Origin of the sequence: Pseudomonas sp. BF-R-19, assembly GCF_019956445.1 — a bacterium.
GTDB lineage: Bacteria > Pseudomonadota > Gammaproteobacteria > Pseudomonadales > Pseudomonadaceae > Aquipseudomonas > Aquipseudomonas fluorescens_BH.
In genome coordinates this window covers 18489-44452 of sequence record NZ_JAHBDN010000069.1, presented here as the reverse complement: position 1 = coordinate 44452, position 25964 = coordinate 18489, and the positions used below count along the sequence as shown (strand labels likewise).

The window sequence follows — 25964 nt, the reverse complement described above, 5'->3', positions numbered from 1 at the left end:
CACGATCATCCTGTGCATGTAGATGAAAGGTGTGTTTTCCCAGATCGATGGCGGCAATAGCTACTTTGCTCATGGCAATGATCTCCGATAAGCCCCCTGTGAAAGCTTAGTGGGCGATCACAGGGGGCGGCGGGGGTAGCCATTTCATTAGTGGACGGCGGTGCTTTTAGAAAATCTTACGTTGCTGTTCAGCTGCCATTGCTAGTCTGTAATTCCTTGAGACCGCAATGGAGCACCCTCATGGCTATTCAGGCCCTGCGCGCCGACGCATCGCACATCGACCAGATCGCCCCTTTGTTTGACGCTTACCGGATGTTCTACAAGCAGCCGTCGAACCTTGCGCAATCGCGCGCCTTCATCGCCGAGCGACTCGCCCGGGATGAATCGGTGATATTTCTTGCCCAGGACACCGACGGTGAAAACCTCGGCTTCGTCCAGCTGTTCCCGACCTTTTCCTCGATCGATGCCCATCGCACCTGGCTGCTCGGTGATCTGTTCACCACGCCCGCCGCCCGGGGCAAAGGTGTCGGCACCGTGCTGATGAACACCGCCCGGGATTTCGCGAAGCTGGCCGGTGGCAAAGGCATGACCCTGGAAACCGCCACCGACAACCTCACCGCCCAACGCCTGTATGAATCCCTGGGCTGGGTGCGCGACCCCGGTTACTACACCTATTGCCTGGATCTGAAAAAAGACTGACTCAGCGATCCAGTCAGCCAAACACCGGCCGCATGAACGAACGCTCGTAGCTGAGGATGAATTTCCTGTCTTCGGCGTACTTGAACGCGGCGATGCACTCAGGATCGTTCATCGATTGCTGCCGGTAATGCTCGTACGTGGCCAGGCTGGGGAAGGTGAACAGCGCCAAGGCGATGTTGTTGGCGCCCTCCGACGGCAAAAAGTAGCCGTGGTGCTGGCCGCCGAACTTTTCCACCAGGGGAATCCACAACTTGCCGTAGTGCTCGAACGCGTCGAGCTGGTAGGGATCGAGCACGTATTTCAGGTAGCAGGTCACCATTGTTTCGTTCCTTGATCAGGTTTGAGGGCAGTCGCCACTGTAATCAACCGTGGGCGCCCGGCACAGCCGCTTGTTCGATATTGACCGGTAAGTTTGCGCCGGAGGCATGCGCTGACGCCGCCGCACTATTGGTTCAGTCAATAGTCACCATCAAGAATCGCAAGTTCTGTTTTTTGCGCAAAGGCGGAAAATTGCCGGCATTGAACACGCTGCTCAAGGAAACTGCGCGATGAAAATCTTGACCCGACTGGCTGTGATTGCCCTGTTGTTGGGCAGCGTTGCATCCACCGCATCGGCCTTTGCCGAAGACGCACGCACCTGCCATCTGCCGCCCATCACCGCTGGCCAGGGCGGGCTGCAATACGGGCAGACGGTCGGGGTGCTGTACAGCGAAAACACCGTGGAAAACCTGCAATACCTTGAGCAATACCACTCGGTGGCCGTCAACGGTGCGAAGAACGCACTGGATGCGCGGATTCGCCAGGCGTTCGTCAACAGCTCCGATCCGGACCTGGCCATCGACTGGCTGATGGGTTCGCTGCACCACACCTTTGTGTCGGTGACGGTCTACGACAACCTCGATGCCCTGGTGCAGGCCCATCCCGATGTGGTGGTGATGCTCGATACCCACAACCAGTTGCTGACCCAGCGTAACGACCGGGTCGAGGCGCGTTTCGCCGCGCGGTTCTACGACGCCAACCTGCAGTACATCGGCAAGGCCGAAGGTGCAGTGGAAAAACAACTGCCGTCGGTGTGGGTGCATGACAAGGCCGTGCCCGAGATTGCCGCGCAAATCGAACAGCAACGCGACCTGCAACTGACCGCGCTGAAACAGTTCGATGCGTCGCTGAAGGCGCTGGTAACCGCCGGATTGACCGCAACAACAAATTAATCAGCCCGACGCCCATTGAGCGGCGGACAACCCGATCCACCGTGGATTTCCATTCAGGACCTGATACATGCGCACTGTTTTTGCCCCGAGCCTGGTATTCGCTTCGCTGCTGCTGGCCGGTTGTGCCACGCCGAACAATCCGACCATGACCCTGCAGACCAGCAAGTCGCCCGAGGAGTACACCCATTGCGTGGTGCCGAAGTTGCAGCACGATGCGCTCAACCCAACGGTGTCGCAGACCCAGCGCAGCTACCGCATCGTCATCCCGAGCAAAGTGGCGGCGGACAATGTGCTGGAAACCTATAAAGCCTCGAGCGGCGGCAAGGTGTTCCTGTACGAGCGCAAGCTGCTGGCCTCGGCGTTCGTGCCGTCGACGTTCGAGCGTGCGGCGCAGGAGTGTTTGTAAGCAGAATTTCAGGCAAAAAAAAGCTGCCGGGACTGGCAGCGAAAAGTTAAAGCACGCATTGAATGACTTGATTATGCCGCCCGGTTCATGACGAATCGATGACAGCTTGATGGACATTCATCAGGGTGCCGTTAATTCGCTGACTGCCGACTAATAGTGGTGTGGGTCAGATCTCCCGGCGCTGTCATCCGGGTGTCATCGAAGTAATGGCAAGATCCTCGCAATCCGTCTTGAGTGCCCGACGGCCGCCAGTCCGCCGGCAGATGAATGTGCAAGGAACCCCCTATGAAAGACGCCCCGCTGTTTGCCGCCATCGACCTGGGCTCCAATGCGTTTCGCCTGATGATTGGCCAGTCGGTGAGACGGAACCAGCAGATGGTCGTCCAGGAAGTGAAGACCCTGCGTGAGCCGGTCCGTCTGGCCGAAGGCCTGCAGGGCGGGGCGCTCGATGAGTTGGCGCTGGACCGTGGCTGGCAGGCGCTGGCGCGATTCGGCAAGAAACTGCGCGGTTTCGAGGCCGGGCGCGTGCGGGCGGTGGCCACCAGCGCAGTACGCGAAGCGGACAACGCGCCGCTGTTCCTGGCCAGTGCCGAACGCCACCTGGGCTTTCGCATCGACGTCATTTCCGGTCACGAAGAGGCGCAACTGGTCTACGCCGGCGTGGCCCACACCTTGCCGGCGCAAACCACGCGGCTGGTGGTGGATATCGGCGGCGGCTCCACGGAGATGATCATCGGCCGTGGCGACCAGCTGCTGGTCGCCGAGAGCATTGCCATCGGCAGCGGCACCTTCGGTGCGCGTTACTTCCATGGCGGGCGGATCGTGGCCGAAGCGCTGCTGGAGGCCGAACGCGCGGCCACCGTGCAATTCGAACGCATTGCCCGGCGTTACCGCGCCATGGGCTGGCAGCAGGCGGTCGGTTCTTCCGGGACGGCGCGGATGTTGGCCAAGGTGCTCAAGGCCAATGGCTTGAATGATGACGGCCAGAGCGGCATCACCTACGGCGGCCTGTTGCGCCTGTCGTTGCGCCTGCTGGAGGTCAAACATGTGAAACACCTCAAGTTGGCCGGTTTGCCCACCCATCGCCTGAGCATTTTGCCCGGCGGTCTGGTGGTGATGCTGGCCGCGTTCAAGGTGTTCGGGATCACGCACATGATTGCGTCAGAACCGGGTTTGCGGTTCGGCGTGCTGCATGGATTGATGAGCAAACACTAAAACACCCAGCCAGCAGAGGTAAAACCATGACCGACCCCCGTCGCGTGCTGTTCGTCTGCGCCCGGAACGATGTCCGCTCCCCCATGGCCGAAGCCCTGTTGCGCCACATCGATCCTGCCGATTTCCAGGCCTTCAGTGCCGGGCTCGAGGCCACCGAGATCGACCCGCGCACGTTCGAATCCCTGGATCACATCGGTGTCGATGCCAGCGGCTTGCGCAGCAAGTCCCTCGAAGATTTCGAAGGCCAGGCGTTCGACTACGTCATCACCCTGTGCGACAAGTCCTCCGAAGAGGCCGCGCGCATGCCGTTTAACGCTGAAGTGATGGTCTGGAGCTTCGAAGACCCGACCACCAGCGAAAGACACGACCCGTTCCGCCATACCCTCCAGGAAATCGGCGACCGCATCAAAATGTTCGTCACCGTGAAAACCCGCCCCGTGCCCCAGGCGCCGTCAGTCAGCGATTCCTGAAAACCATCGAGCAGCGTCTACCCTCATCGGTCACAACCATCATGATGAGGGTCGAAACGGTGATGAAAACGGACAAGGTTGAAACAAACGAAGCCTCGGCGCTGATTGACGAGCGAATCCGGGAACTGGCCGACTGGCGCGGCGAAACCCTGGCCCACGTTCGCAAGATCATCCGCCAGGCCGACCCCGAAGTGATTGAAGAGTGGAAGTGGGGTGTGCCGGTGTGGTCCCATGCTGGCATCATTTGCACCGGCGAGACCTACAAGCAAGTGGTGAAAATGACCTTCGCCAAGGGCGCTTCGCTTGATGATCCGTCGAAGCTGTTCAACGCCAGCCTTGAAGGCAATACCCGGCGTGCCATCGATATTCGCGAGGGTGAGCGGATCGATGAAAAGGCGCTGAAGGCGTTGATTCAGGCGGCCATTGAGCTCTATACATCCCGAACCCAATCCAAAAAGTAAGCCAGTGCGCAGAACCCCTGTGGGAGCGGGCTTGCTCGCGAAGAGGTCTTCACATTCAACATCGTAGGTGGCTGGACTACTGCTTTCGCGAGCAAGCCCGCTCCCACATTTTGATTGGCGTCGAACATAGATCCAGCATGCAGTGAAGGACCCCTGTGGGAGCGGGCTTGCTCGCGAAGAGGTCTTCACATTCAACATCGTAGGTGGCTGGACTACCGCTTTCGCGAGCAAGCCCGCTCCCACATTTTGATTGGCGTCGAACATAGATCCAGCATGCAGTGAAGGACCCCTGTGGGAGCGGGCTTGCTCGCGAAGAGGCCTTCACATTCAACATCGTAGGGGCTGGACTACCGCTTTCGCGAGCAAGCCCGCTCCCACATTTTGATTGGCGTCGAACATAGATCCAGCATGCAGTGAAGGACCCCTGTGGGAGCGGGCTTGCTCGCGAAGAGGCCTTCACATTCAACATCGTAGGTGGCTGGACTACTGCTTTCGCGAGCAAGCCCGCTCCCTCATTTTGATTGGCGTCGAACATAGATCCAGCATGCAGTGAAGGACCCCTGTGGGAGCGGGCTTGCTCGCGAAGAGGCCTTCACATTCAACATCGTAGGGGCTGGACTACTGCTTTCGCGAGCAAGCCCGCTCCCACATTTTGATTGGCGTCGAACATAGATCCAGCATGCAGTGAAGGACCCCTGTGGGAGCGGGCTTGCTCGCGAAGAGGTCTTCACATTCAACATCGTAGGTGGCTGGACTACCGCTTTCGCGAGCAAGCCCGCTCCCACAGGGATTGCGTCCATTTGACCACTTGGGATATCCCCGGCCTGCATGTTCCAATAGCCATCCGGCAACACCCGACTGGAAACGGAACATGAAGAAAATCGCCGCCCTGACCCTCGCCCTGGCGCTCACCGCTGGCCTGTTCAGCATGCCCACCCTTGCTGCGGGCGATGTCCAGGCCGGGGAGAAAGTGTACAAGCGCCTCTGCAGCGGCTGTCATCAGATCGGCGAATCGGCTCGCGCCTTCTTTGGCCCGCAGCTCAATGGCGTGATCGGTCGCGACTCCGCCGTCACCACGGACTACGTGTATTCCGATGCAATGATGTCAGCCAACCTGGTCTGGAATCGCGAAACCCTGATCGCCTACCTCGAAGCGCCGAAGAAAGTCGTGCCCGGCACCCGCATGATTTTCTGGGGTCTCAGTGATCCGGAAAAAATCGAAGACCTGCTGGCCTACCTGCAAACCTTCCCGGCGCAATGATCACGTCGTGGTCTGCTGCTCGGTCGCCAGATTGTTGACCAGCCACTCGGTGAAGGCCCGCGCCATCGCGATGTTTTCGCTGTCACGGTGGGTCAGCAGCGCCCAGTTCGGGCCGCGGATGGTTTGCTCCACCATCGGCTGCAACAGCCCGGTGGCCCGCGCCTGCCGACTCAGCAACTGGCTCACCAGCGCAATGCCCAGCCCGGTGCAGGCCGCGTCCAGCAGCAAACCCGGATCGGAAAAATTCAGCCCCTGATCCATCTGCCCCACATCAATGCCCGATTCCACCGCCCAGTGGCTCCAGTCCATTTCCCGCTCGCCATGCAGGGTGGTGCGCTGTTCCACCGGCACGGCCAACAGGCTCGGATGGCACGCCGGGTAGAGGCGGTCGGCGTGCAGCACCTTGAAGCTGCATTCGGCCTGGGAGCCGATGTCGTCGCGCACCGCCAGGTCGATGGTCTGACTGGCCATGTCCGGCACTTCATCGGTGCTGAAAATCCACAGGTCGACCTGTGGATGCTGGCGACGGAAATCCCCCAGGCGCGGCAACAGCCAGTGCCGGGCAAACGCCGGGGTGGTGTTGAGCACCAGTTGATTGGGTTTCTGGTATTGCCCCAACCGGCGAATGCCCACCGCCAATTGCTGCAACAACGCCTGGGTGGTGCTCAGCAGATCGTGACCGGCATCGGTCAGGCTGACGCTGCGCCCGCTGCGATAGAACAGAGGTTGTTCAAGGTAGGCCTCAAGGCTGCGGATCTGCTGGCTGATCGCCGATTGGGTGAGGTGCAACTCATCGGCGGCCTTATGAAAACTGCCCAGCCGGGCGGCGGCTTCGAAGCCGCGCAGGGTGCTCAGGGGCGGCCAGTGTTTGAGCATATCGATAAGTTCCTCTAATCAGTTATCTGCAAAATCCATCGTTTGTTTGCCCGTTTTTCCAGCCGTAGCATGCATGCCAAGACCGCCAAGGCCGTTTTCATTGAACACAATGACTTAACTCAGAGGTACTTGTCATGCAGCAGAACGAATTTCAAAACAGTGCTTGGACGATGCCGGCCGAGTGGGTCACCCACGCCGCCACCTGGATGGTCTGGCCGCACAACAAGAGCCTTTGGGAGTCAGGCTGGCGGGTGACACTGCCACAGGTTCAAGAAGACTTCGCCCGGGTGGCCAACGCCATCGCCCGCTTCGAACCGGTGAAGCTGGTGGTCGATCCTTCAGCCGTCGCCAGCGCCAAGGCCTTGTGCGGGCCGAACATCGAGTTGATCGAACTGGCGGTCAACGACAGCTGGTGCCGCGACTCCGGCCCGAGTTTCGTTTGCCACCCGCAGCAAGGCCTGGCCGGTGTGAGCTGGCGCTTCAACGCCTGGGGCGGCAAGTCGGCCCACGATCTGGACGAAAGCCTGGCCCGTCGCGCGCTGAATCATCTGGGCCTGGAGTGTTTCGGCACCGCGCTGAGCAACGAGGGCGGCGCCATTCATGTGGACGGCGAGGGCACGCTGATCACCACCGAATCGGTGTTGCTCAACCCCAATCGCAACCCAGGCGTGACCAAGGCCGAGATCGAAGAGATCTTCACCCGCCTGCTGGGTGTGAAGAAAACCATCTGGCTGCCGGGCGATCCGGACTACGTGACCGGCGACATGACCGACGGCCACGTCGACGGTGTGTGCGCCTTTGCCCGCCCGGGCGTGCTGCTGGTGGACGCCACCCACGACCAGAGCTCGGTGTACGCCGCAGTCGCACGGGAAAACCGTCGCGCTCTTGAGCTGGCCACCGACGCGCAAGGTCGCAAGTTCGAACTGATCGAACTCTATGAAGCCTCCGATGCGGTGGACACCGAGGCTGAAGTGTTCTGCGCCTCCTACACCAATTTCTACATCGCCAATGGCGCGATCATCATGCCGGCCTACGGCATCGATGCCGACAAGGTCGCTGCCGAAGTGCTGGCGCAGGCATTCCCCGGACGCGAAGTGGTGCCGGTGCGGATCAACCACCTAGCCCATGGCGGCGGCGGTGTGCATTGCATCACCCAGCAACAGCCGGGCTGGCCGGTGCGGGGTTGATGCCATGACACTGCTGACCATCGCCACCACCCAGATGCCCTGCACCTGGGACCTCAAACACAACCTCGACCAGGCCGAACAACTGGTCCGCGAGGCCGCGGCCAAGGGCGCGCAGGTCATCCTGTTGCAGGAGCTGTTCGCCACGCCGTACTTCTGCATCGAGCAACACCACAAACACCTGGCACTGGCCGAGGAGTATCGCGACAGCCACGTGCTCCAGCGCTTTGCCGCATTGGCCAAAGAGTTGGGCGTGGTGCTGCCGCTGAGCTGGTACGAGAAGGCCGGCAATGCCTACTTCAATTCACTGAGCGTGGCCGACGCCGACGGGCGCCTGTTGGGCGTGTACCGCAAGACCCACATCCCCAACGCCATCGGCTATCAGGAGAAGGAATACTTCAGCCCCGGCGACAGCGGGTTCCGGGTCTGGGACACCGCGTTCGGGCGCATCGGCCTGGGCATCTGCTGGGACCAGTGGTTCCCCGAAACCGCTCGCTGCCTGGCCTTGATGGGCGCCGAAGTGCTGCTGTTCCCGACCGCCATCGGCTCCGAACCGGGCTGCGCCACACTCGATTCCCGGGATCACTGGCAAATGACCATGCGCGGCCACGCCGCCGCCAACCTGCTGCCGGTAGTGGCGGCCAACCGTGTCGGCCGGGAAGCGGCGACCACCGACCCGTCTCTGCAAATGAACTTCTACGGCTCGTCGTTCATCTGCAATCACAAGGGCAAGTTGCTCGCCGAAGCCGACCGCGACAGTACCGGCGTGCTGGTCCACAGCCTGGACCTGGCGGCCATGCGCGAAGACCGCCTGACCTGGGGCATCTACCGCGACCGCCGTCCGGACATGTACGGCGCCTTGTTGACCCAGGACGGTCGTCAGATCCACTCACGCTGGGCAACCCAAGGGGTGTGACATGAACACGATCAACAAGCTGTGCCTGGCCATGGGGCTGGCGCTGGGCTGTGCGGTGCCTGCGTTGCACGCCGAGGAGAAAACCCTGCGGCTGTACAACTGGGCTGATTATTTTGCCGAAGACACCCTCAGTAAATTCACCGCCGAAACCGGGATCAAAGTGATCTACGACGTCATGGAAGGCAGTGAAACCCTTGAGGCCAAGATGTTGGCCGGCGGCAGCGGTTACGACCTGATCTTCCCTGGCGACACCGTGGCTGAACGCTTGATGCGCGCTGGCAGCCTGCAACCGCTGGTTCAGTCAAAAATCGCTGCGATGGCTGATATTGAGCCCGGGTTGCAGAAACTGCGCTCGCGTTATGAATATTCGAGCAAAGCGACGGTGCCATACACCTGGGGCACCATCGGCCTGACCTACAACGCCGAGCAAATCGCCAAGCGTGAACCGGACGCACCGGTCAATAGCCTGGACATGCTGTTCAAGCCGGAACTGGCGGCGAAGTTCGCTGACTGCGGCATCTCGATGATCGACTCGCCGGACGAAGTGCTGGCGGTGGTGCTCAACTACCTCGGCCGCGACCCGCGCAGCGCCAAACCGGCGGACCTGGCGGCGGCCAGTGACCTGCTGATGAAGTTGCGGCCGTACATTCGCAAGTTCCAGTCGCAACCGGTGACCGACCTGGTCAACGGCAACCTGTGCGTGTCCCTGGGCTACAGCGGCGACATGACCCAGGCGCAACGCACGTCGGACAGTGCCGGCAAGAAAACCACCTTCCACTACCGCATCCCCCGCGAAGGCACCACAGTGTGGTTGGACACCATGGCCATTCCCGTCGACGCCCGGCACCCGGAGTACGCCTACGCCTTCATCAACTTCGTGATGCGCCCGCAGAACATGGCGGCCATCAGCAACTTCACCGGCTACCCGACCTCCAACGCCAAGGCACGCCCGGATGTCGATGCCGCGATGCGCAACAACCCGGATATCTACCTCGATGAAGCCACCTACGCACGGCTGATTCCCGGCAAGGACATTCCCCAGGCCGACATGCGGGCACGCATGCGCACCTGGACCAAATTCAAGACCGCTACAGTCAAATGATCACCGGCCGGCCCGAGGGCCGGCCAAACCTCGATTTCAGGAAAACACATGCCGACACGTCGAACATTCATCAAGCAGGTATCGATCGCCGCCGGGCTGGGCGCGGTGGCGTCCATGGGATTGGGCTTTGCCGGCCTGCCGGTGCGAGCGGCCGGCAAGGGCAACTGGTACATGCCCGATGAAGGGGACAAACACCAGCGGGCTTTCATCGCCTTCGGCGCCCAGGCAGCGATCTGGGAGGACTTCACGCCCCACGTACAAGACGCCCTTGGCCGGATCGCTCGCAGCATTGCCGAATACGAGCCGGTCACGGTGTTCTGTCGTCAGGGCGAACGGCACCTGGCCGAAAGCAAATGCGGCAGCCACAACACCACCTTCGTGATCACCGAACTGGACGACATCTGGATGCGCGACATCGGCGCCAATTTTGTCGTCGATACCAACGGCGGCCTCGGCGCCGTGGACTTCAACTTCAACGGCTGGGGCAACAAACAGCAGCATGAGGACGATGCGCAATTGGCCGCCCAGGTCGCCGAAAACGCCAAGGCGGATTACCTGCGCAGCGAGCTGGTGGGCGAGGGCGGTGGCATCGAAGTGGACGGCCACGGCACCGGGATCATGACCGAAAGCAGCTGGATCAACCGCAATCGCAATCCCGACTGGACCAAAGCCGACGTCGAGGCAGAACTGAAGGAACGCCTGGGGCTGCGCAAAATCATCTGGCTGCCGGGCATCAAGGGCAAGGACATCACCGACGCCCACGTCGACTTCTATGCGCGGTTCGTCCAGCCCGGCGTGGTCATCGCCAACCTCGACAACGACCCCGAGTCCTACGACTACAAGGTCACTCGCGCCCATTTGCAGATCCTCGAAAACGCCACGGATGCCGATGGCCGCCAGTTGCAGGTGCATACCGTGTCGCCGCCGCTCAACCCGCGCAACAGCCGGTTCAGCAAAGACAATCAGGACTTCGCCGCGGGCTACATCAACTACTTCGTGATCAATGGCGCGATCATTGCTGCGCAATTCGGCGACGAAGAAGCCGATGCCAAAGCCTTCGACCTGCTGTCCGAACTCTACCCGCAGCGCAAGGTGGTGCAACTCGACATCGACGCGATCTCCGCCGGTGGTGGCGGGATTCACTGCGTGACCAGTCATCAGCCGTTGGTTTAACAGCTGACATTTGAAGCTGTACACAAATCCTGTGGGAGCGGGCTTGCTCGCGAAGGGGCCGGCACATTCAGCATCAATGTCGCCTGATACTCCGCCTTCGCGAGCAAGCCCGCTCCCACAGGGTTATTTGCTGAGTCAGGCTTTTGTGGACTTCAGATATGCCCCCAACCGCCGCCCCATTTCCTCACCCAATGCCTGCAAGCCACTCAACGGTCGCACCATCACTTCAAGCTCGACAATCTTGCCCTGTTCGTTGAAGCGGATCATGTCGATGCCCTTCAGCTCTTTCCCGCCGACCTTGGCACTGAATTCGAGAATCACGTTCAAGCCATCCGCCGTCGCCAGTTCGCGGTGATAGGCAAATTCCTCGAACACGTTGATGACCGTATTGAGGATCATCGACACCACCGGCGCCCCCGGATACGGCGTATGCGCCATCGGCGAACGGAACACCGCCTGCGGATCGAGCAGTTCTGGCAAGCCGCTCAAGTCGCGCTTGCCGATCATCACGTGCCACTGCTTCAGGGACGCTGCGACGTTATGGTTCAGATTCAGCTCGGACATCTTCAACTCCTGCTTTTTATTGTTGTGCTGCGAAAGCGTTGGTCGATAACCCTGGCGGCATCGTCGGCCCACTGGCGGTAGAGCATCGGCCCCGGATGAAAACCATCGCTGGCCATCAGGCCCGGTTCGGGTGCCAGCGGGGTAGTCAGCATCGTACATTGATCCAGACGTGCGGCCAGATCCGCCAAATGTGCATTGAAACGACGTGCCCTGAACCCCAGAAACCAGCGCAGCGGCTGCGGCAGGGCAGGGAACAAGTGCATCGGCGGAAGCGGCGACACCACAATCTGCTTCACCGCGAACTTGTCGCACAACAGCGCCATCAGACGCTGTTGCCGAGCGAGCCACTGATCCAGGGTGAGCGAGCTGGTGACATCGTTGACGCCAATCGACAACAGCGCCACATCGAACGGCTCGGGGGCGTGCTGCTCGAGCAGCTCCAGCAACCCTTGGGAATCCAGACCCGTGCGCGCCCAGAGTTTCCACGACACCTGGTAATCATCGGCCAAGCGCTCGACCAGCCGACCGCTGAGGGCTTCGCCTTGAGTTGCCGCACCCACGCCTGCAGCGGCGCTGTCGCCGACGATCAACAGCCGTAGAATGTCGCCGCTGCCGACCTCGCCCTGGCGCTCACCTTCGGCCTCCGGCAACTTAGGCGTCACCCGCCTGGTGTAGAGACCTTGCGCCAGCAACACCGGGCCGAGCAGGATTTTAGCGAGGGTTTCAGTGTGGCTCATGGGCAGGCGCCTGATTGAAGAGGGAGATTACCCAGCGGATTCATCATCGAAAATGCTCTCGATAGGCAGTGCAAATGCCCGGGCAATCTGAAACGCCAAGGGCAGGCTGGGATCATAGCGGCCATTTTCGATGGCATTGATGGTCTGCCGCGAAACATTCAGCAACGCCGCCAGATCGACCTGAGACCACTTGCGTTCGGCACGCAGTTCCTTGAGACGGTTTTTCATTGATAGCGCCGCTTGGCAAGTCTGAGCCCGATCATCCACATCAGGCCCATCACTGGCCACACACAGACCCAGGACACGTGTGGAAAGCCGACATTCTCCAGAAAACCGTAGGTGAAGGTCAGCAATGCCGAAGCGGCAAAGGCAAAACCGAGAGCTTCGTACTGAATACGCAAATGCATTTCGTCCAGCGTGCGCATATTGCGCACCACCGCCCAACACATCAGCCCCGCAGGAATCACAGGCAATAGCGTGATGACGATCTTCAGCGCCATGGCCATTTCTTGCCGGTCTTCAAGCAAGATCATCGAAACCAGCAACAGCACGGTGTACAGCGTAATCGCGACGCCCATTTCGATGTAGTAGCGCTTCATTGCATCCTCCTGATGTAAAAGTCCCTTTACATACTCGCCGGAGATTTCGCGAATGTAAAGGGTGTTTTACATTGATAGGGAGATCCCATGAAAAAGCCCGGCTGATTGGGCCGGACTCTTCGTCTGGATCACTTCACTGTCATCGCCCCACAACACACAACACACAACACACAACTCGCCAGTCGCACGAATCATCGCCTGGCCATGCAGGTAATCCTTGATCAGCGCGGAGCGTTCGGTGGCCAGCCATTGCGGGCAGTTCGGGTCTTTGCGATAGGGCAGGAACGCGGCGTACTGCGTGAGCAGCAGGTTTTGCAGGGTGTCGAGCTTGGGCCGGATGTCGTTGCCCAGGTCCGGCCGTGGCGTGTCCGGTGCCTTGTGCGCCGCTTGCCATTGTGCGATTCGGCCGTATTGCACCAGTTTGCTGGCTTCGATCTGGGCGGCGATCAGGTCGGCGACATCGTCGGGGTCGAGCTTGCGCTGGATGGCTTGCGCGCGCGCGTTGGCGATGACTTGCGCTTCCCGGGCGTTGTCCTGGACCGGTTTGCCGCTGTCCCACTTGGTCAGCGCCACCAGCTCGCTGATGTGCAACCGCTCATTCATCGTCGCCAGCAAGGGTTGCAAGGCATCGGGCGCCGGGGGCGTCGTGCCGGCCTGGGCACCGCCAGCGAACAAACCGAGCAGGGCGCAGGCCAGCCAGTGCGGCAGGCGTGGGGAACGGGGCATGGGCAGAACCTCCTTGGACGCGAAAATCACTCCGGCCTGTTTATCACAAGTGCGGCCAGGGAACGACAGGTTGCGCAGGATTCAGGCCAGCAACCGTTCAATCTGCGCCAGCTCCCAGGTACTGAGCAAACTCACCGGGTCGGTGCCGAAGCGTTGCCCATTGTCGAACACATATTCACGGCCATCGAGGCTTTGGCCGTGCAGGCAGTGGCGCAAGTGGCCGGTGTCGACCTCCAGTGTCAGTTGCCAGCCGTCGATGTCAACCCGTACATGGCCAGACTCGCTGGCGTCGTCGACTCGCTGGAAGGTGCAAATGCCCTGGGCGGCATCGCGCAACGGCTGGTAAACCTCGCGGGCGGTGAGGGCGGGCACAGGTGTCTCCGGGGTGAAATCGGAGGCACAGGATAAATCATCGCCATACAGAAAAGCCCGGCTGATAAGGCCTGGACTCTGTAGGAGCGAGCTTGCTCCGGGCGGCGTTCCGACGATGGACTTAAGAGCGCTGCGTTTAGCCAGTAAACACGCGTTATCGTTAACGACCATCGCGAGCAAGCTCGCTCCTACAGGTTACTCATTGCTTGCTCTATTTGCGGTTCAGCGCCTCTTCCGCCGCAGCAATTTCAGCCTGGCGCTTGACGATCATGTCGCCCACCGGCGGCCCCTGGAAGCGCCGGGCTTCAAAACCGAACCAGACGATGGCCGTCAGCACCAGGAAACCGATGGTGATGTACAGCGCCCAATCGTTCGGTGGCTGGATGCCGATGACGAAAATGATGAGCATCGACAGGATCGAGAGGATGGCGAACACCGAGTACCAGAAGCGCCCCAGGTTCCACGGTCCCATGGTCGGCCACTTCGACGTCCCAAAGGTAAACAGACCGAGCGCGATGGGAATGGCGAAGGAGAAGAACAGGAAGATCACCGTGCAGGACACCACGATCGTATAGACCGGAGTTTCCCCGACCGAGATCACCGACGAGCCCCAGTCGAACAGGACGGCAAGGGTGGCACCGGTCCAGATGGCCGCGACCGGGCTGCGATGGGTTGATGAGACCGAGGACAGCGCTTTTGAGCAGGGCAGGCCACCGTCCCGGGAGAACGCGAAGATCATCCGTGAAACCGAGGTCACGGTGGCCAGCCCGCAGAGCACCTGCGAAATGAAGATCGCCACGAAAAGCACCAGTTTCAGTGTCGGGTTGACCTGGGTGTTCATGGCCCAGAAAAACACGTTCCAGCCTTGCTTGGCCGCCTCGTCCATGTTCGGCAACATCAGCACGAACGCGCTGAGCATCAGCCAGCCGAACAGCAACGACCAGACCACTGACATGACCATGCCGCGCGGCACCGACATGGCTGCATTGCGAGTTTCCTCGGAGGTATGCGCGGAGGCGTCATAGCCGGTGATGGTGTAGATCGGCAGCAGCAGTCCGAGCATGAACACCCAGCCGTTGGAGACCTGCGGCCAGACGCTGCCACCCGCCTCGCCGGAATAGTTGCTGAAGGTCCACAGCCGCGCGAATTCATAGCTGGGTGCCGACATTAGGCAGACGATGGTCAGGGCCAGCGCCGTGGCGAAGATCAGGTAGCCGGAGAAGTCAGTGAGCTTGGCGGTCAGGCCGATGCCCAGGTGGTTGCACAAGGCCTGCAGGCCGGTGAGGATCGCCAGGAAAATCACCCGGACCGTGGTCGTGTCTTCCATGCCCAGTGCCGGTCCGAAGGCACCGAAAAAGAAGTAATAGGTGCCGACGTTGATCGCGCCCAGCACCGTGACCAGCCCCAGCAGGTTGAACCACGCGGTCAGCCAGCCGGTGAAGCGGTTACCGAGGATCGAGCCCCAGTGGTACAGGCCGCCAGCGGTGGGGTAGGCCGAGGAGATCTGCGCCATGGCCATGGCGAATACCCCGGAGATCAGGCAGCCGATCGGCCAGCCGATGCCGATGGATATCCCACCCGCGCCCGAGGTGCCTTGGGCCAGGGAGTTGATGCCACCCGAGAGGATGCAGATGATCGAAAAGGAAATGGCGAAGTTGGAGAAAACCCCCATTCGTCGTGAGAGTTGCTGGGCATAGCCCATGCTGTGCAGCACCTTGACGTCATCGTCGTGCGTTTCGGTGCCCGGCTGGCTTGCTGGGTTCATGATGTGTGCCCCTTGTCAGGTTTTGGACAGGCCGAACTGAGCCGCCGTAGGCTCGACCTTGGTTTTCTGTAGGAACGAGCTTGCTCCGGGCGGCGTTCCGACGATGGACTTGAGGATGACGCGGGGTGTCAGGCTCCCCGCGTCATCGTTGACGTTCATCGCGAGCAGGCTCGCTCCTACAGGTGGCCGTGAAACGCCGCGTCGAAAATCTTTGCCACGCCGTCCCGGGTCAATGGCAGCGGATTGCCGCCGGCGGAAGGGTCGACAATCGCCATGTCGGCGATCAGGTCGGCCTGCCGGTCATCCACGCCCAGTTCAACCAGGGTATGGGGCACGCCGATGTCCTTGCGCAGCTTGAGGACGAAGGCCAGGAAACTGTCGAACCCCGGGGAGGGCAGGCGCAGGTACGCCGCCAGGCGGGTGATGCGCTCCTCGATGGCCGAGCGATTGAACTGCAGCACATAGGGCATGAAGGTGGCATTGGTCATGCCGTGATGGGTGTCGTACAGCGCACCCACCGGATGTGAAAGCGCATGCATCCCGCCCAGGCCTTTCTGGAATGCCGTGGCGCCCATGGCCGCCGCCGCGAGCATTTGCGCGCGGGCCTCAAGGTCCGATGGCGTGTGTACCGCCTTCACCAGTGAGTTGGCCACCAGGCGCATGCCTTCCACGGCAATGCCATCGGCCAGGGGGTGAAAGCCGGGGGCGCAGTACGCCTCCAGGCAATGGGATAACGCGTCCATGCCAGTGCCGGCGGTGATTTTGGCGGGCATGCCGACGGTGAGGGCCGGGTCGCTGATCACCACGCGCGGCATCATTTTCGGGTGGAAGATGATGCGTTTGGTGTGGGTGCGCTCGTCGATGATCACCGCCGCACGCCCGACTTCGGAACCGGTTCCCGCCGTGGTCGGCACGGCAATGACCGGAGCGATGCGGCTGTCGTCGGCGCGGGTCCAGTAGTCGCCGATGTCTTCGAAGTCCCAGACCGGGCGGGTCTGGCCACTCATGAAGGCAATGAGCTTGCCCATGTCCAGGCCACTGCCGCCGCCGAAGGCGATCACGCCATCGTGCTGGCCGGCACGCCAGGCGTCGAGTCCTCCGGCCAGGTTGGCTTCCACCGGGTTGGGCTTGAGGTCACAAAACAGTGCCACGCCAAGACCGGCGGCGCGCAACGCGTCCAGCGCCGCCGTGGTGATCGGCGCGCGCGCCAAGCCGCTGTCGGTCACCAGCAAGGGGCGCTGGATACCCTGGCTGCGACAGACCTCGGCCAGTTCGGCGATGCGCCCGACGCCGAAACGAACGCTCGTGGGGTAGTTCCAGTTTCCTGTCAGATTCATGGTCTACACCTCGTGACGCAGATGAAAGGATTTGGCCCGGGTCAGGTGCTCGTAGCCCAGTGGCGACAGGGTGACGCCGCGCCCGCTGTTCTTCACGCCGGTCCAGGCCAGTGCCGGGTCCAGGTAATCGCAGCGGTTCATGAACACCGTGCCGGTGGCGATCTCGTTGCCCAGGCGTTCAGCTGCTGCAAGGTCCTGGGTCCAGATGGAAGCGCTGAGCCCGAACTCACTGTCGTTCATCAAGGCGATGGCTTCTTCATCGCTGGCCACCGGCATGATGCCGACCACCGGGCCAAAGCTTTCGTCGCGCATGACCGACATTTGATGGGTCACGTCCACCAGCACTTGCGGTGCCAGGTAGGCGCTGCCCGGCACGTCGGCGGGAAAGGACTTCGGGTCGATCAGCGCTTTGGCGCCCTGGGCCAGCGCTTCGGCGATCTGGCCACGAACGAAGAAGGCGGCGCCCGGTGTCACCAGCGGACCGAGGGTGGTGGCTTCGTCCAGCGGGTTGCCCAGCACGTACTGGCGGGTCAGTTCGGCGAAGCGCTCGACAAACACCGGGTAGATTTTCTGGTCGACATAGATGCGTTCCACGGCGCAGCAACTCTGCCCGGAATTGAAGAAGCTGCCGTCCACCAGATTTTCCACCGCATGCTCAAGGTTGGCGTCTGCCCGGACATAGGCCGGGTCCTTTCCGCCGAGCTCCAGGCCCATGCCGAGAAATTGTCCGCTGGCGGCGTTTTCCATGACTTTGCCAGCCTCCACGGAACCGGTGAAGTTCACTTGCTGCACGCGCCCGGAAGCAATGATCGCCCCGGTCGACACATGGTTAAGCAGCAGATTCTGGAACAACCCTTCGGGCAGTTTTGCGCGACGCATGGCCTCGGCAAAACGCTCGCCCACCAGCAGGGTTTGCGATGCATGCTTGAGGATCACACTGTTGCCGGCCATCAGCGCCGGGATGATCGTGTTCACCGCAGTCAGGTACGGGTAATTCCACGGAGCGATCACCAGCACCGTGCCCAGCGGCTCGCGTTTGATAAAGCGCCGGAAACCCGCCTTGGACTCCGGCTCTATAGCGGCCAGGGCCTGCGGTGCGATGGCGATCATGTGCCGGGCGCGTTCGGCAAAACCGCGTAGTTCGCCGGCGCCGTAACGCACCGGGCGGCCCATCTGCCAGGCCAGCTCCGGCACGATATCCGCCTGCATCGACAGCATCGCGTCCACCGCAGCGCTGCAAAATGCCGCGCGTTCGCTCAGTGATCGGCGTTGCCATGACGCCTGTGCGCTGGCAGCCGCCGTCAGCGCCAGCTCGACTTGCGCCGCATCGGCAAGATCGCGCTCGACGTACACCCGGCCATCGACCGGGGAGATCAGTTGCACCTTCGCAGTCATGATGTTCTCAGTAGCGCTCGAAACCGCGCTGCAATTCCCAATCGGTGATTCGCCGGTCGTATTCTTTCTGCTCCCACTCGGCGGTGTGCACGTAATGGTCGACCACCTCGTCGCCGAACGCCTCGCGCAACATGCCGGAGGCCTTGAGGGCGGCGCTTGCCTCGCGCAGTGTCTTGGACACTTCCGGCAAATGCTCGTCGAGGTAGGCGTCGCCTTCGAACGGCGGCGCCAGATCGAGCTTCTCGTCGATACCCGCCAAACCTGCCGCGATCAGCGCGGCGAAGGCCAGGTAGGGGTTGAGGTCGGCACCGCCGATGCGGCATTCGATGCGGATGGCCTTGCTGCCTTCGGCACACAGACGAAAGCCGGCGGTGCGATTGTCGCGGCTCCAGACCGCCCGCGTCGGCGCAAAAGTGCCAGCCTGGAAGCGCTTGTAGGAGTTGATGTAGGGCGCGAGAAAACAGGTGATGTCGTTGGCGTACTTGAGCTGCCCGGCGACCCAGGCCCGCATCAGTTTTGACATGCCAAACTCGGCTTTCGCGTCGAAGAACAGCGGCTTCCTGGCGTTCTTGTCCCACAGCGAATTATGGATGTGACTGCTGGAGCCGGCGGCGTCGTAGCGCCACTTGGCCATGAAGGTGATCGCCTTGCCCTGCAACTGCGCGATCTCTTTGCAGGCGTGCTTGATGATGACGTGGTGGTCGGCCATGGTCATGGCGTCGGCGTAGCGGATGTTGATCTCTTCCTGCCCCGGGCCCCATTCACCCTTGGAGTTTTCCACGGGAATGCCCGAGGCCTGCAAGTGTTTGCGGATCGCCCGCAGCACCGGCTCTTCGCGGGTAGTCTGCAGGATGTTGTAGTCCTCGATGTAATGGCCGGCGGTTTTCGGTTTGTGGTAGTTGCGCTGGTGGATCGCCTCGTAGCTCTCATCGAACAGATAGAACTCGAGTTCCGAGGCAAACATGCCGGTATAACCACGCTCGCGCAGGCGCTCGACCTGCTTTTTCAGAATCGCCCGCGGGCTGTGGGGCAGGTCCTGGCGATGGTGATGATCGAGCACGTCGCACAGCACCAGCGCCGTGCACTCAAGCCAGGGCACGCGCCGCAGGGTGGACATGTCGGGCTTGAGCACGAAATCGCCATAACCCTTGCTCCAACTGGCCGCGGCGTAACCCGGCACCGGCTCCATGTCGATGTCATCGGCCAGCAGGTAGTTGCAGCAGTGGGTTTCTTCGTGGCCGCTGTCGATGAAAAACTCGACTTGGAAGCGCTTGCCGACCAGGCGTCCCTGCATGTCGACCATGCAGACCAGCACGGTATCGATTTCGCCGGCAGCGGCGGCGCGCTTGAGTGCATCAAAGCTGAGGAGGGGCTCGGTCATCACGGCAATCCTGCGTGAAAGGTTTGGGCCAGTCTGGGATAGCTGTTGCAGACGCTCTCCAGAAAAACCCAAAACCTGCAGAACCGAGCATCGTGAGCAACGAGTTGATCAAAGCTTAGCCTACCTTGTAGGAGCGAGCTTGCTCGCGATGGACTTGAAGACACCGCGTTTAATCAGAAAACCCGCGTCATCGTTGACGACCATCGCGAGCAAGCTCGCTCCTACAGGGCGGGGGCTTCACTCTGGCAACCCCGCCCGCCGCAGTCCATCGACGAAACGGGCGAAATCCTCAGGCCGTTGAATGGGCAGCCAGTCCTTGAGGGTGCACAGGCGCAAGGAGGGGTCCAGCTTTTGCAGACGCTGCATCGCCAGATTCGCTTTATCCATTCGACCGCCGAGCGCATGACTGGCCGCTACCAGCGCCGCCGCGACCAGCAGACTGGGCAAGTTGCCCAGCGCCTTTTCCGCCCAGTCCGCAGCGGCATCGAAGTGCCCGGCGAAGAAATGCGCGAGCGCCATCCCGACCTGCATCCTGAACATTTCCGGATCCAGCGGACTCAAGCGAACGGCATGGTTCAAGTTCTCGATGGCGGCGTCTGTTTCACCGTGCAGCGCCCGCAGGATACCGCCCAGGAACCAGGCGGGGGCGAGGTTGGGATTGAGCAGGCGCGCCCGGTCGAGCAGTGCAATGCCGGCGTCGACTTCGCCGGCGAGATGGCTCAGTGCGTGTCCGCCGCGCGTTAGTGCGACCGCATCGTCCCGGCCAAGGGACACCGCCAGACGCGCCAGCCGTATGCCCTCGGCAATTTCTGCTGGTCGATCGGTCATCCAGCCATTGAGCTTGCGCCAGAAGTGGCACCAGGCGTCCATGCCATAGGCCGAAGCAAATTCCCCATCGAGTTCGATGGCCTGGTAGAACATCGGCAGCGCCTGCTCGATGGCTTCCCGGCTGCCGCTGTGCAGTTTTGCCATGCCGCGCAGGTAGTAGTCATAGGCGTCCAGGCTTTCCGTCGGCTTGCGTTTGGCGCGTTCGATTTCTGCCCGTTCCAGTTGCGGCGCGATAGCACCGACGACGCTTTCGGTGATTTGGTCCTGCAGCTCGAAGATGTCGTCGAGCAGGCCTTCGAAGCGCTCCGCCCAGATGTGCGTCCCGCTCGTCGCATCGATCAGTTGCCCGGTAATGCGCAGCCTGTTCCCGCACTTGCGCACGCTGCCTTCGAGCACGTAGCGAACGCCCAGCTCCTGGCCGACGCCTTGGGCGTCCACTACCCGGCCCTTGTAGGTAAAACTGGAATTGCGCGCGATGACGAACAGCCAGCGGATACGCGACAGGGCGGCGATGATGTCCTCCACCACGCCGTCAGCGAAATACTCCTGCTCCGGATCGCCGCTCAGGTTCTGGAACGGCAGGACGGTGATCGAGGGTTTGTCCGGCAGGACGAGCGTAGAGGAGGGGATTGGTTTCGGGGCAGCGCTCGCGCGTTCATCGATATCAGGCTGTCGCGCTTCCCCGGTCATGGCGCCGTTGATCTGGCCAACGAAACGGTAGCCCTTGCGGGCGACGGTGCGCACCAGACGCTGCTCCTCACCGGTATCACCGATGGCCTTGCGCACCGCATTGATGTGGCTGGTGATCGTCGACTCCGAAACGATCCGGTCGCCCCACACTGCCTTGAGCAATTCGTCCTTGCTGACGACGCGATCGGGATTGTTGACGAACAGCAGCAACAGGTCGAAGACCTGCGGTCCGACGGCCACGACCTGCCCGCGCAGGGTCAGCTCCCGGCGCTCCTGATCGAGTACGTAGTCTTCAAACGTGAATGGCAAGTTGAGCATCCCCTGGCGAAGCGCCCTCAACTCCGTGTCCCAGGCGGCTGGCGGTTGGTAACTGAGGCAGATGATACGGCAGCTCGACACCCGCTGCACCGTCTGCGGCAAGGGCGGCTGGACGAACACCATCGGCTTTGGACATAAATCCAAGCACACGCCAAGGCAAACCCAAGCCCGGCGCAAGGACTTGCCTGGTGCGCGCAGGCAATCTCACTACACCGACGCAATGGTTGCAGTCGACAAGTGGAGAAAAGTCATGAAGATCGTCGTCATCGGAGGCTCCGGCCTCATCGGATCGAAACTTGTGAACACCCTGCGCGAGCGTGGCCATGACGCGCTCGCCGCCAGCCCCAGCACGGGCGTGAACAGCATCACCCGCGAAGGCCTGGCCGAAGCGATGGATGGTGCCGATGTGGTGGTCGACGTGGCGAACGCGCCGTCGTGGGAGGACCAGGCCGTTCTCGATTTCTTTGAAACGTCGAGCCGTAACCTGCTGGCCGCCGAAGCCGCCGCCGGGGTTCGTCATCATGTTGCCCTGTCGATTGTCGGCAGCGAACGGCTTCCCGATACCGGCTATTTCCGGGCCAAGGTCGCGCAGGAGGCCCTTATCAAGGCATCCAGCGTTCCCTACACCGTTGTGCGTGCCACGCAGTTCTCCGAGTTTGCTGGTGGCATTGTCCAGTCGTTCGCCGTTGGCGAGGAAATTCATGCTTCGCCGGCGCTGATCCAGCCGATAGCGTCCGACGACGTGGTAGCGGTGCTGGCCGATGTCGTACTGGCTGCACCGCTCAATGGCACCGTTGAAGTCGGCGGCCCGGAAACCATGCCGATCGACGAACTGGCCAGGCGCTATCTGCGGGCGACCCAGGACAACCGCAAGGTCGTGCCGGACGTGCATGCGCGCTACTTCGGCGCCGTGCTCAACGATCAATCGCTGGTCACCGGCAAGAACGCACGCCTGGGGGCGATCCGCTTCGACGACTGGCTGGCCCGGTCGACGGCGCAGTAACGGATCGCACCCTCACATTTCCCTACCAATCCAGGAGAAATCCCATGGTTACCCGATTGCTAATAGCCGCTGTCTTCGCCGCGCTCTCGATCAGCGCTGCATCGGCCGCCGAGCCGCCCCCCGGCAAGGTGACGGTGGTGTTCGACCGTCCCATTCCCAACATCCCTGGCAAGAGCATGAGGGGCGTGGTCGTCGAGTATGGGCCGGGTGCCGCGTCGCCGGCCCACACCCATCCGAAAACGGCCTTCATCTATGCAACGGTGCTGGAGGGCTCGTTTCGCATCGAGATCAAAGGCGAACCGGAAAAGATCTACAACGTCGGTGAAAACTTCGTAGAGGAGCCGGGTTCCGTGCACCTGGTCAGCGCCAACGCCAGCGACACCCAACCGGCACGCCTGTTGGCGGTGTTCGTCCTCGATACTGACGAAAAGGAACTCGTAACACCTCTCAAGAAATGAGCCGATCAACGCGCTCATGAAGGCTCGACAGCCGGGCGACAGGCCCTGTCGCCCAGTGGCTGCGTCAGTTCTTGGCACTGAACAGGAAATGAAACAATGAACTCGCTCCTGGACAAGGCCGCCATTGCCACCAGCGCAAGCGGCGGAACGCCTGTGGTCGTGGTGCGGCGAAGCAAGCGCAAGACCATCGGCCTGTTGCTGTGCGTCGCGGCCTTGATGGTCGTGGCGGTTTGGGGAGCCCTGGCGTTTTCAAGTGGCGTGACCTCGACCGACAACGCTTATGTCCGCGGGGACGTCACCTCGCTCGCCGCCAAGGTGGCCGGCTATGTCACGGCGGTCGAGGTCCGGGACAACCAGGCCGTGCGTGCCGGGGATGTGCTGTTTCGTATCGATGACCGCGACTATCGCGCCAGACTTGCGCAAGCCGAGGCCAATGTCAGTGCCGCCCAGGCGCGCCTGACCCATGTCGACGCACAGATCCAGCTCCAGCATGCGCTGATCAGGCAGGCCGAAGCACAAAGGCGCTCGGCCACCGCCGACATGAGCCTGGCGGCCAAGACCCACGACCGCAGCCGCAAACTGATCGTCAGCAACGCGGTGAGCCAGGCCCTGGTCGATGAAACCGGTACGGCGCAATCCAGAGCCGTGGCCTCGGTGTCGGCCGCTTCGGCAACGGTCGAGGCGCAACAGCAACGCATCGCGGTGTTTGTGGCCGAGCGCGAGGCTGCCGTGGCCGCCGTGACGCAAGCACAGGCCGCGCGGGATCTCGCCCGGATCGATCTCGATCACACCGTGGTGCACGCACCAGTGGATGGCGTGGTCGGTAACCGTCAGGTTCGCCTCGGCCGCTTCGTCACGTCGGGCGTCTCCCTGCTCGATATCGTGCCGGTCAACGATGTGTGGATCGTGGCGAACTTCAAGGAAACCCAGCTCGAACATATTCGCCCCGGTCAGCATGTGCGCGTCACGGTCGATGGCTACCCCGATGCGGCACTCGATGGCGTGGTCGACAGCTTTGCACCGGGCAGTGGCTCGGCGTTCAGCCTGCTGCCGCCCGACAATGCCACCGGGAACTTTGTGCGTGTCGTGCAGCGCGTGCCGGTGAAGATCCGCCTGGCTGACAACCCGCTGCCGGGGCGCATCGTGCCGGGCCTGTCCGCGCGGGTGGAGGTTTCGCAAGGGGCCGGTTCATGAGCCGCGTTGCCTGCGCCACGCCGAGCAGCACCAAGGAGACGACCGGCGTCCTGCTCATGGTGGGCATCGTGCTGGCGACGTTGACGGAAGCGATCGCCAGCACCGTGCTGGCCCTCGGTCGCGGCGACATCATCGGCGACACCTATGCCACGCCTGACGAGTTCGCCTGGCTGGATGTTGGCTACATCGCGTTCAAGCTGATCGGGTTCATGCTAGCCCCTTGGCTGATGCAGCGGTTTTCTGCGCGCAACGTGATCATCGGCGCCACCCTGGTCATGGGCCTGGCGTGCTGCGTGGCCGCCGTTACCGCCCGGCTGGAGCTGCTGATCACACTGCGCATCCTGCAAGGCTTCGCCGGCGGCACTTTACTGGTGGCGGGCCAGGCACTCATTTTTCGCAGCTATCAACGCGCCCTTCAGCCGATCCTGCAAGCCCTGTTCGCCATGGGCTCCGTGGTCGCGCCCGGCACCCTCGCACCAGCCCTTCAAGGGTGGTTGATCGACAGCCAGTCCTGGACCTGGATTTTCTTCAGCGTGGTGCCGCTGGCCCTGGCCGCGATCGGCCTCTTGCTCATCGCCGACCACCCCATGCCCGCCAAGGCCCGGCAACGTTCGTTTGACTGGCTCGGCTGTGCACTGATCGGTGCCGCGCTGTTCTGCTTCACCTACGTGCTCAGCCAGGGCAGCCGCTGGGACTGGCTCGAGGAACCGCGCATTCTAGTGATGACGGTGATCGGCGGCGCCGCGCTGCTGGCCTTTCTCGGCCAACAGGTTTTGGCCAACGGCCAGGGGCTGTTCGATTTCAGCCTGTTCAAAACAAGCGATTTCACCTTTGCCTTTATCGTCAGTTTCGTCGCCGGTGCCGCCCTGTTCGGCAGCGCGTATCTGATCCCGGCGTTCGCCCTGTCGGTACTCGCGTTCACACCGACCGATGCCGGCCTGCTCCTGTTGCCCAGTGGCGGGTTTTTTGCCGGTTCGCTGCTCATCGCCGCCTGGCTGTTCACCGTGCGCCGCGTGCCGCCGGTGGCGACCGTGCCCTTTGGCATCCTGCTGATCATGGCGGCGATGTGGATGCTGTCCGGCTCCACCAGTGAAAGCGGCAGCGACGATATGATGGCGGCCATCCTGTTGCGCGGCCTGGGCCTTGGCTTCCTGTTTCTGTCGATCACCCTGATCGCCTTTAGCCACCTCAACAGCCGCAACCTGGCCAGCGGCATCGGCCTGTTCAATACGGGGCGGCAACTGGGTGGTTTGATGGGCGTCGCGGGGCTACAGACCTTGATCGACCATCAGGTTGTCAGCAATGGCGTGGTCCTCGGCGCCAACGTCACCCCGGGAGGAAACGCGCTCATCGAACGGCTGATGAGCACAACCGCGATGCTGGCGGGGAAGGGCATGGATCAGGTGGCCGCTGGCCGGGCGGCCACGAGTCTGCTGGGCAAGGCGGTGTCAGGTCAGGCCACGGTGATTGCCTTCGATACGGCGTTCTTCACCGTGGCCCTGCTGTTCGTCTTTGCCGCGCCCATCCTGGTTGGCATCAAGATTGGCCTGGCGCGATCCGCGAAAGTGCATGAACAACGGACACATTGATGACCCGCACGAAAAAGCCCGGCTGTTGAGGCCG

The 25964-nt window shown here is 61.9% G+C and carries 29 protein-coding genes; 15 read left to right on the top strand and 14 right to left on the bottom strand.

Going from position 1 to position 25964, the window contains the following annotated elements; genetic code table 11:
* Positions 1–240 precede the first annotated feature (240 nt).
* On the top strand, positions 241–699 hold the full coding sequence (locus KGB28_RS19955) for a GNAT family N-acetyltransferase (protein ID WP_223447373.1): 459 nt from the start codon (positions 241–243) through the stop codon (positions 697–699).
* A gap of 13 nt (positions 700–712) precedes the next feature.
* Here the strand turns inward: KGB28_RS19955 and KGB28_RS19950 are convergent, their stop codons facing one another.
* On the bottom strand, positions 713–1018 hold the full coding sequence (locus KGB28_RS19950) for an NIPSNAP family protein (protein WP_223447371.1): 306 nt from the start codon (positions 1016–1018) through the stop codon (positions 713–715).
* 229 nt (positions 1019–1247) lie between these two features.
* Between KGB28_RS19950 and KGB28_RS19945 the strand changes: the two genes are divergently transcribed.
* The 6 genes from KGB28_RS19945 to KGB28_RS19920 all read left to right on the top strand — a co-directional run bounded on the left by KGB28_RS19945 (position 1248) and on the right by KGB28_RS19920 (position 5723).
* On the top strand, positions 1248–1910 hold the full coding sequence (locus KGB28_RS19945) for an ATPase (protein WP_223447369.1): 663 nt from the start codon (positions 1248–1250) through the stop codon (positions 1908–1910).
* A 67-nt stretch (positions 1911–1977) separates the two neighbouring features.
* Complete coding sequence (locus KGB28_RS19940; RefSeq protein WP_223447367.1) at positions 1978–2316, top strand: hypothetical protein; 339 nt, start codon at positions 1978–1980, stop codon at positions 2314–2316.
* 285 nt (positions 2317–2601) lie between these two features.
* A complete protein-coding gene (locus KGB28_RS19935; RefSeq protein WP_223447365.1) occupies positions 2602–3531 on the top strand; it encodes a Ppx/GppA family phosphatase in 930 nt (309 codons plus the stop codon).
* Between the two features lie 26 nt (positions 3532–3557).
* Positions 3558–4001, top strand: coding sequence for an arsenate reductase ArsC (locus KGB28_RS19930; protein ID WP_223447363.1), 444 nt, complete (start codon positions 3558–3560; stop codon positions 3999–4001).
* Positions 4002–4063: 62 nt separating this feature from the next.
* Entirely contained in the window at positions 4064–4462 is a 399-nt protein-coding gene (locus KGB28_RS19925; RefSeq protein ID WP_223447361.1) for a DUF1801 domain-containing protein, read from the top strand.
* An 871-nt stretch (positions 4463–5333) separates the two neighbouring features.
* Positions 5334–5723: a c-type cytochrome gene (locus KGB28_RS19920; protein ID WP_223447359.1), complete on the top strand. Its 390-nt coding sequence runs from the start codon at positions 5334–5336 to the stop codon at positions 5721–5723.
* On the opposite strand, the gene KGB28_RS19915 is transcribed toward KGB28_RS19920, so the two are convergent.
* On the bottom strand, positions 5724–6599 hold the full coding sequence (locus KGB28_RS19915; RefSeq protein ID WP_223447357.1) for a LysR substrate-binding domain-containing protein: 876 nt from the start codon (positions 6597–6599) through the stop codon (positions 5724–5726).
* Positions 6600–6733: 134 nt separating this feature from the next.
* Here KGB28_RS19915 and KGB28_RS19910 point away from each other — a divergent pair, with 134 nt between their 5' ends.
* From KGB28_RS19910 to KGB28_RS19895, 4 genes are read left to right on the top strand one after another with little or no spacing between them, the layout of a single operon-like run.
* Positions 6734–7786 carry an agmatine/peptidylarginine deiminase gene (locus KGB28_RS19910; RefSeq protein WP_223447355.1) on the top strand — a complete coding sequence of 351 codons (1053 nt, stop codon included), beginning with the start codon at positions 6734–6736 and terminating at the stop codon, positions 7784–7786.
* 4 nt (positions 7787–7790) lie between these two features.
* Positions 7791–8699: an N-carbamoylputrescine amidase gene (gene aguB / locus KGB28_RS19905; protein WP_223447353.1), complete on the top strand. Its 909-nt coding sequence runs from the start codon at positions 7791–7793 to the stop codon at positions 8697–8699.
* A 1-nt stretch (position 8700) separates the two neighbouring features.
* Positions 8701–9801, top strand: coding sequence for an extracellular solute-binding protein (locus tag KGB28_RS19900; protein WP_223447352.1), 1101 nt, complete (start codon positions 8701–8703; stop codon positions 9799–9801).
* 48 nt (positions 9802–9849) lie between these two features.
* Entirely contained in the window at positions 9850–10974 is a 1125-nt protein-coding gene (locus tag KGB28_RS19895) for an agmatine/peptidylarginine deiminase (RefSeq protein WP_223447350.1), read from the top strand.
* A gap of 135 nt (positions 10975–11109) precedes the next feature.
* On the opposite strand, the gene KGB28_RS19890 is transcribed toward KGB28_RS19895, so the two are convergent.
* The 12 genes from KGB28_RS19890 to KGB28_RS19835 form a co-directional block, all read right to left on the bottom strand.
* Positions 11110–11538, bottom strand: a complete 429-nt coding sequence (locus tag KGB28_RS19890; RefSeq protein WP_223447348.1) for a nuclear transport factor 2 family protein — start codon at positions 11536–11538, stop codon at positions 11110–11112.
* A gap of 2 nt (positions 11539–11540) precedes the next feature.
* Positions 11541–12275 (bottom strand): SGNH/GDSL hydrolase family protein, encoded by a 735-nt coding sequence (locus KGB28_RS19885; RefSeq protein ID WP_223447346.1) that lies wholly within the window; start codon positions 12273–12275, stop codon positions 11541–11543.
* Between the two features lie 27 nt (positions 12276–12302).
* Positions 12303–12503 (bottom strand): helix-turn-helix transcriptional regulator, encoded by a 201-nt coding sequence (locus KGB28_RS19880; protein WP_223447345.1) that lies wholly within the window; start codon positions 12501–12503, stop codon positions 12303–12305.
* The gene (locus tag KGB28_RS19875; protein WP_223447343.1) at positions 12500–12874 is read right to left on the bottom strand and encodes a hypothetical protein; all 375 of its coding nucleotides are present in this window, start codon (positions 12872–12874) and stop codon (positions 12500–12502) included. The genes KGB28_RS19880 and KGB28_RS19875 overlap by 4 nt, the downstream gene beginning before the upstream one ends.
* A 66-nt stretch (positions 12875–12940) precedes the next feature.
* Entirely contained in the window at positions 12941–13600 is a 660-nt protein-coding gene (locus KGB28_RS19870) for a chorismate mutase (RefSeq protein WP_317853313.1), read from the bottom strand.
* Positions 13601–13681: 81 nt separating this feature from the next.
* Positions 13682–13972, bottom strand: coding sequence for a hypothetical protein (locus tag KGB28_RS19865; RefSeq protein WP_223447341.1), 291 nt, complete (start codon positions 13970–13972; stop codon positions 13682–13684).
* Positions 13973–14183: 211 nt separating this feature from the next.
* Positions 14184–15737, bottom strand: a complete 1554-nt coding sequence (locus tag KGB28_RS19860) for an amino acid permease (protein ID WP_223447339.1) — start codon at positions 15735–15737, stop codon at positions 14184–14186.
* Positions 15738–15752: 15 nt separating this feature from the next.
* On the bottom strand, positions 15753–15896 hold the full coding sequence (locus tag KGB28_RS19855; protein ID WP_223447337.1) for a hypothetical protein: 144 nt from the start codon (positions 15894–15896) through the stop codon (positions 15753–15755).
* 17 nt (positions 15897–15913) lie between these two features.
* Positions 15914–17074 carry an iron-containing alcohol dehydrogenase gene (locus KGB28_RS19850; protein WP_223447335.1) on the bottom strand — a complete coding sequence of 387 codons (1161 nt, stop codon included), beginning with the start codon at positions 17072–17074 and terminating at the stop codon, positions 15914–15916.
* Between the two features lie 3 nt (positions 17075–17077).
* Entirely contained in the window at positions 17078–18469 is a 1392-nt protein-coding gene (locus KGB28_RS19845; protein WP_223447333.1) for an aldehyde dehydrogenase family protein, read from the bottom strand.
* A gap of 7 nt (positions 18470–18476) precedes the next feature.
* Positions 18477–19850 (bottom strand): glutamine synthetase family protein, encoded by a 1374-nt coding sequence (locus KGB28_RS19840; protein ID WP_223447331.1) that lies wholly within the window; start codon positions 19848–19850, stop codon positions 18477–18479.
* Between the two features lie 237 nt (positions 19851–20087).
* Complete coding sequence (locus KGB28_RS19835) at positions 20088–21677, bottom strand: winged helix-turn-helix domain-containing tetratricopeptide repeat protein (protein ID WP_223447329.1); 1590 nt, start codon at positions 21675–21677, stop codon at positions 20088–20090.
* Between the two features lie 259 nt (positions 21678–21936).
* Here KGB28_RS19835 and KGB28_RS19830 point away from each other — a divergent pair, with 259 nt between their 5' ends.
* The 4 genes from KGB28_RS19830 (at position 21937) to KGB28_RS19815 (ending at position 25930) form a co-directional block, all read left to right on the top strand.
* A complete protein-coding gene (locus KGB28_RS19830) occupies positions 21937–22689 on the top strand; it encodes an SDR family oxidoreductase (protein WP_223447327.1) in 753 nt (250 codons plus the stop codon).
* A 44-nt stretch (positions 22690–22733) separates the two neighbouring features.
* Complete coding sequence (locus KGB28_RS19825) at positions 22734–23147, top strand: cupin domain-containing protein (RefSeq protein WP_223447325.1); 414 nt, start codon at positions 22734–22736, stop codon at positions 23145–23147.
* A gap of 96 nt (positions 23148–23243) precedes the next feature.
* Positions 23244–24341 (top strand): HlyD family secretion protein, encoded by a 1098-nt coding sequence (locus tag KGB28_RS19820; protein ID WP_223447323.1) that lies wholly within the window; start codon positions 23244–23246, stop codon positions 24339–24341.
* A complete protein-coding gene (locus tag KGB28_RS19815) occupies positions 24338–25930 on the top strand; it encodes a DHA2 family efflux MFS transporter permease subunit (protein ID WP_223447321.1) in 1593 nt (530 codons plus the stop codon). The genes KGB28_RS19820 and KGB28_RS19815 overlap by 4 nt, the downstream gene beginning before the upstream one ends.
* The last annotated feature ends 34 nt before the right edge of the window (positions 25931–25964 follow it).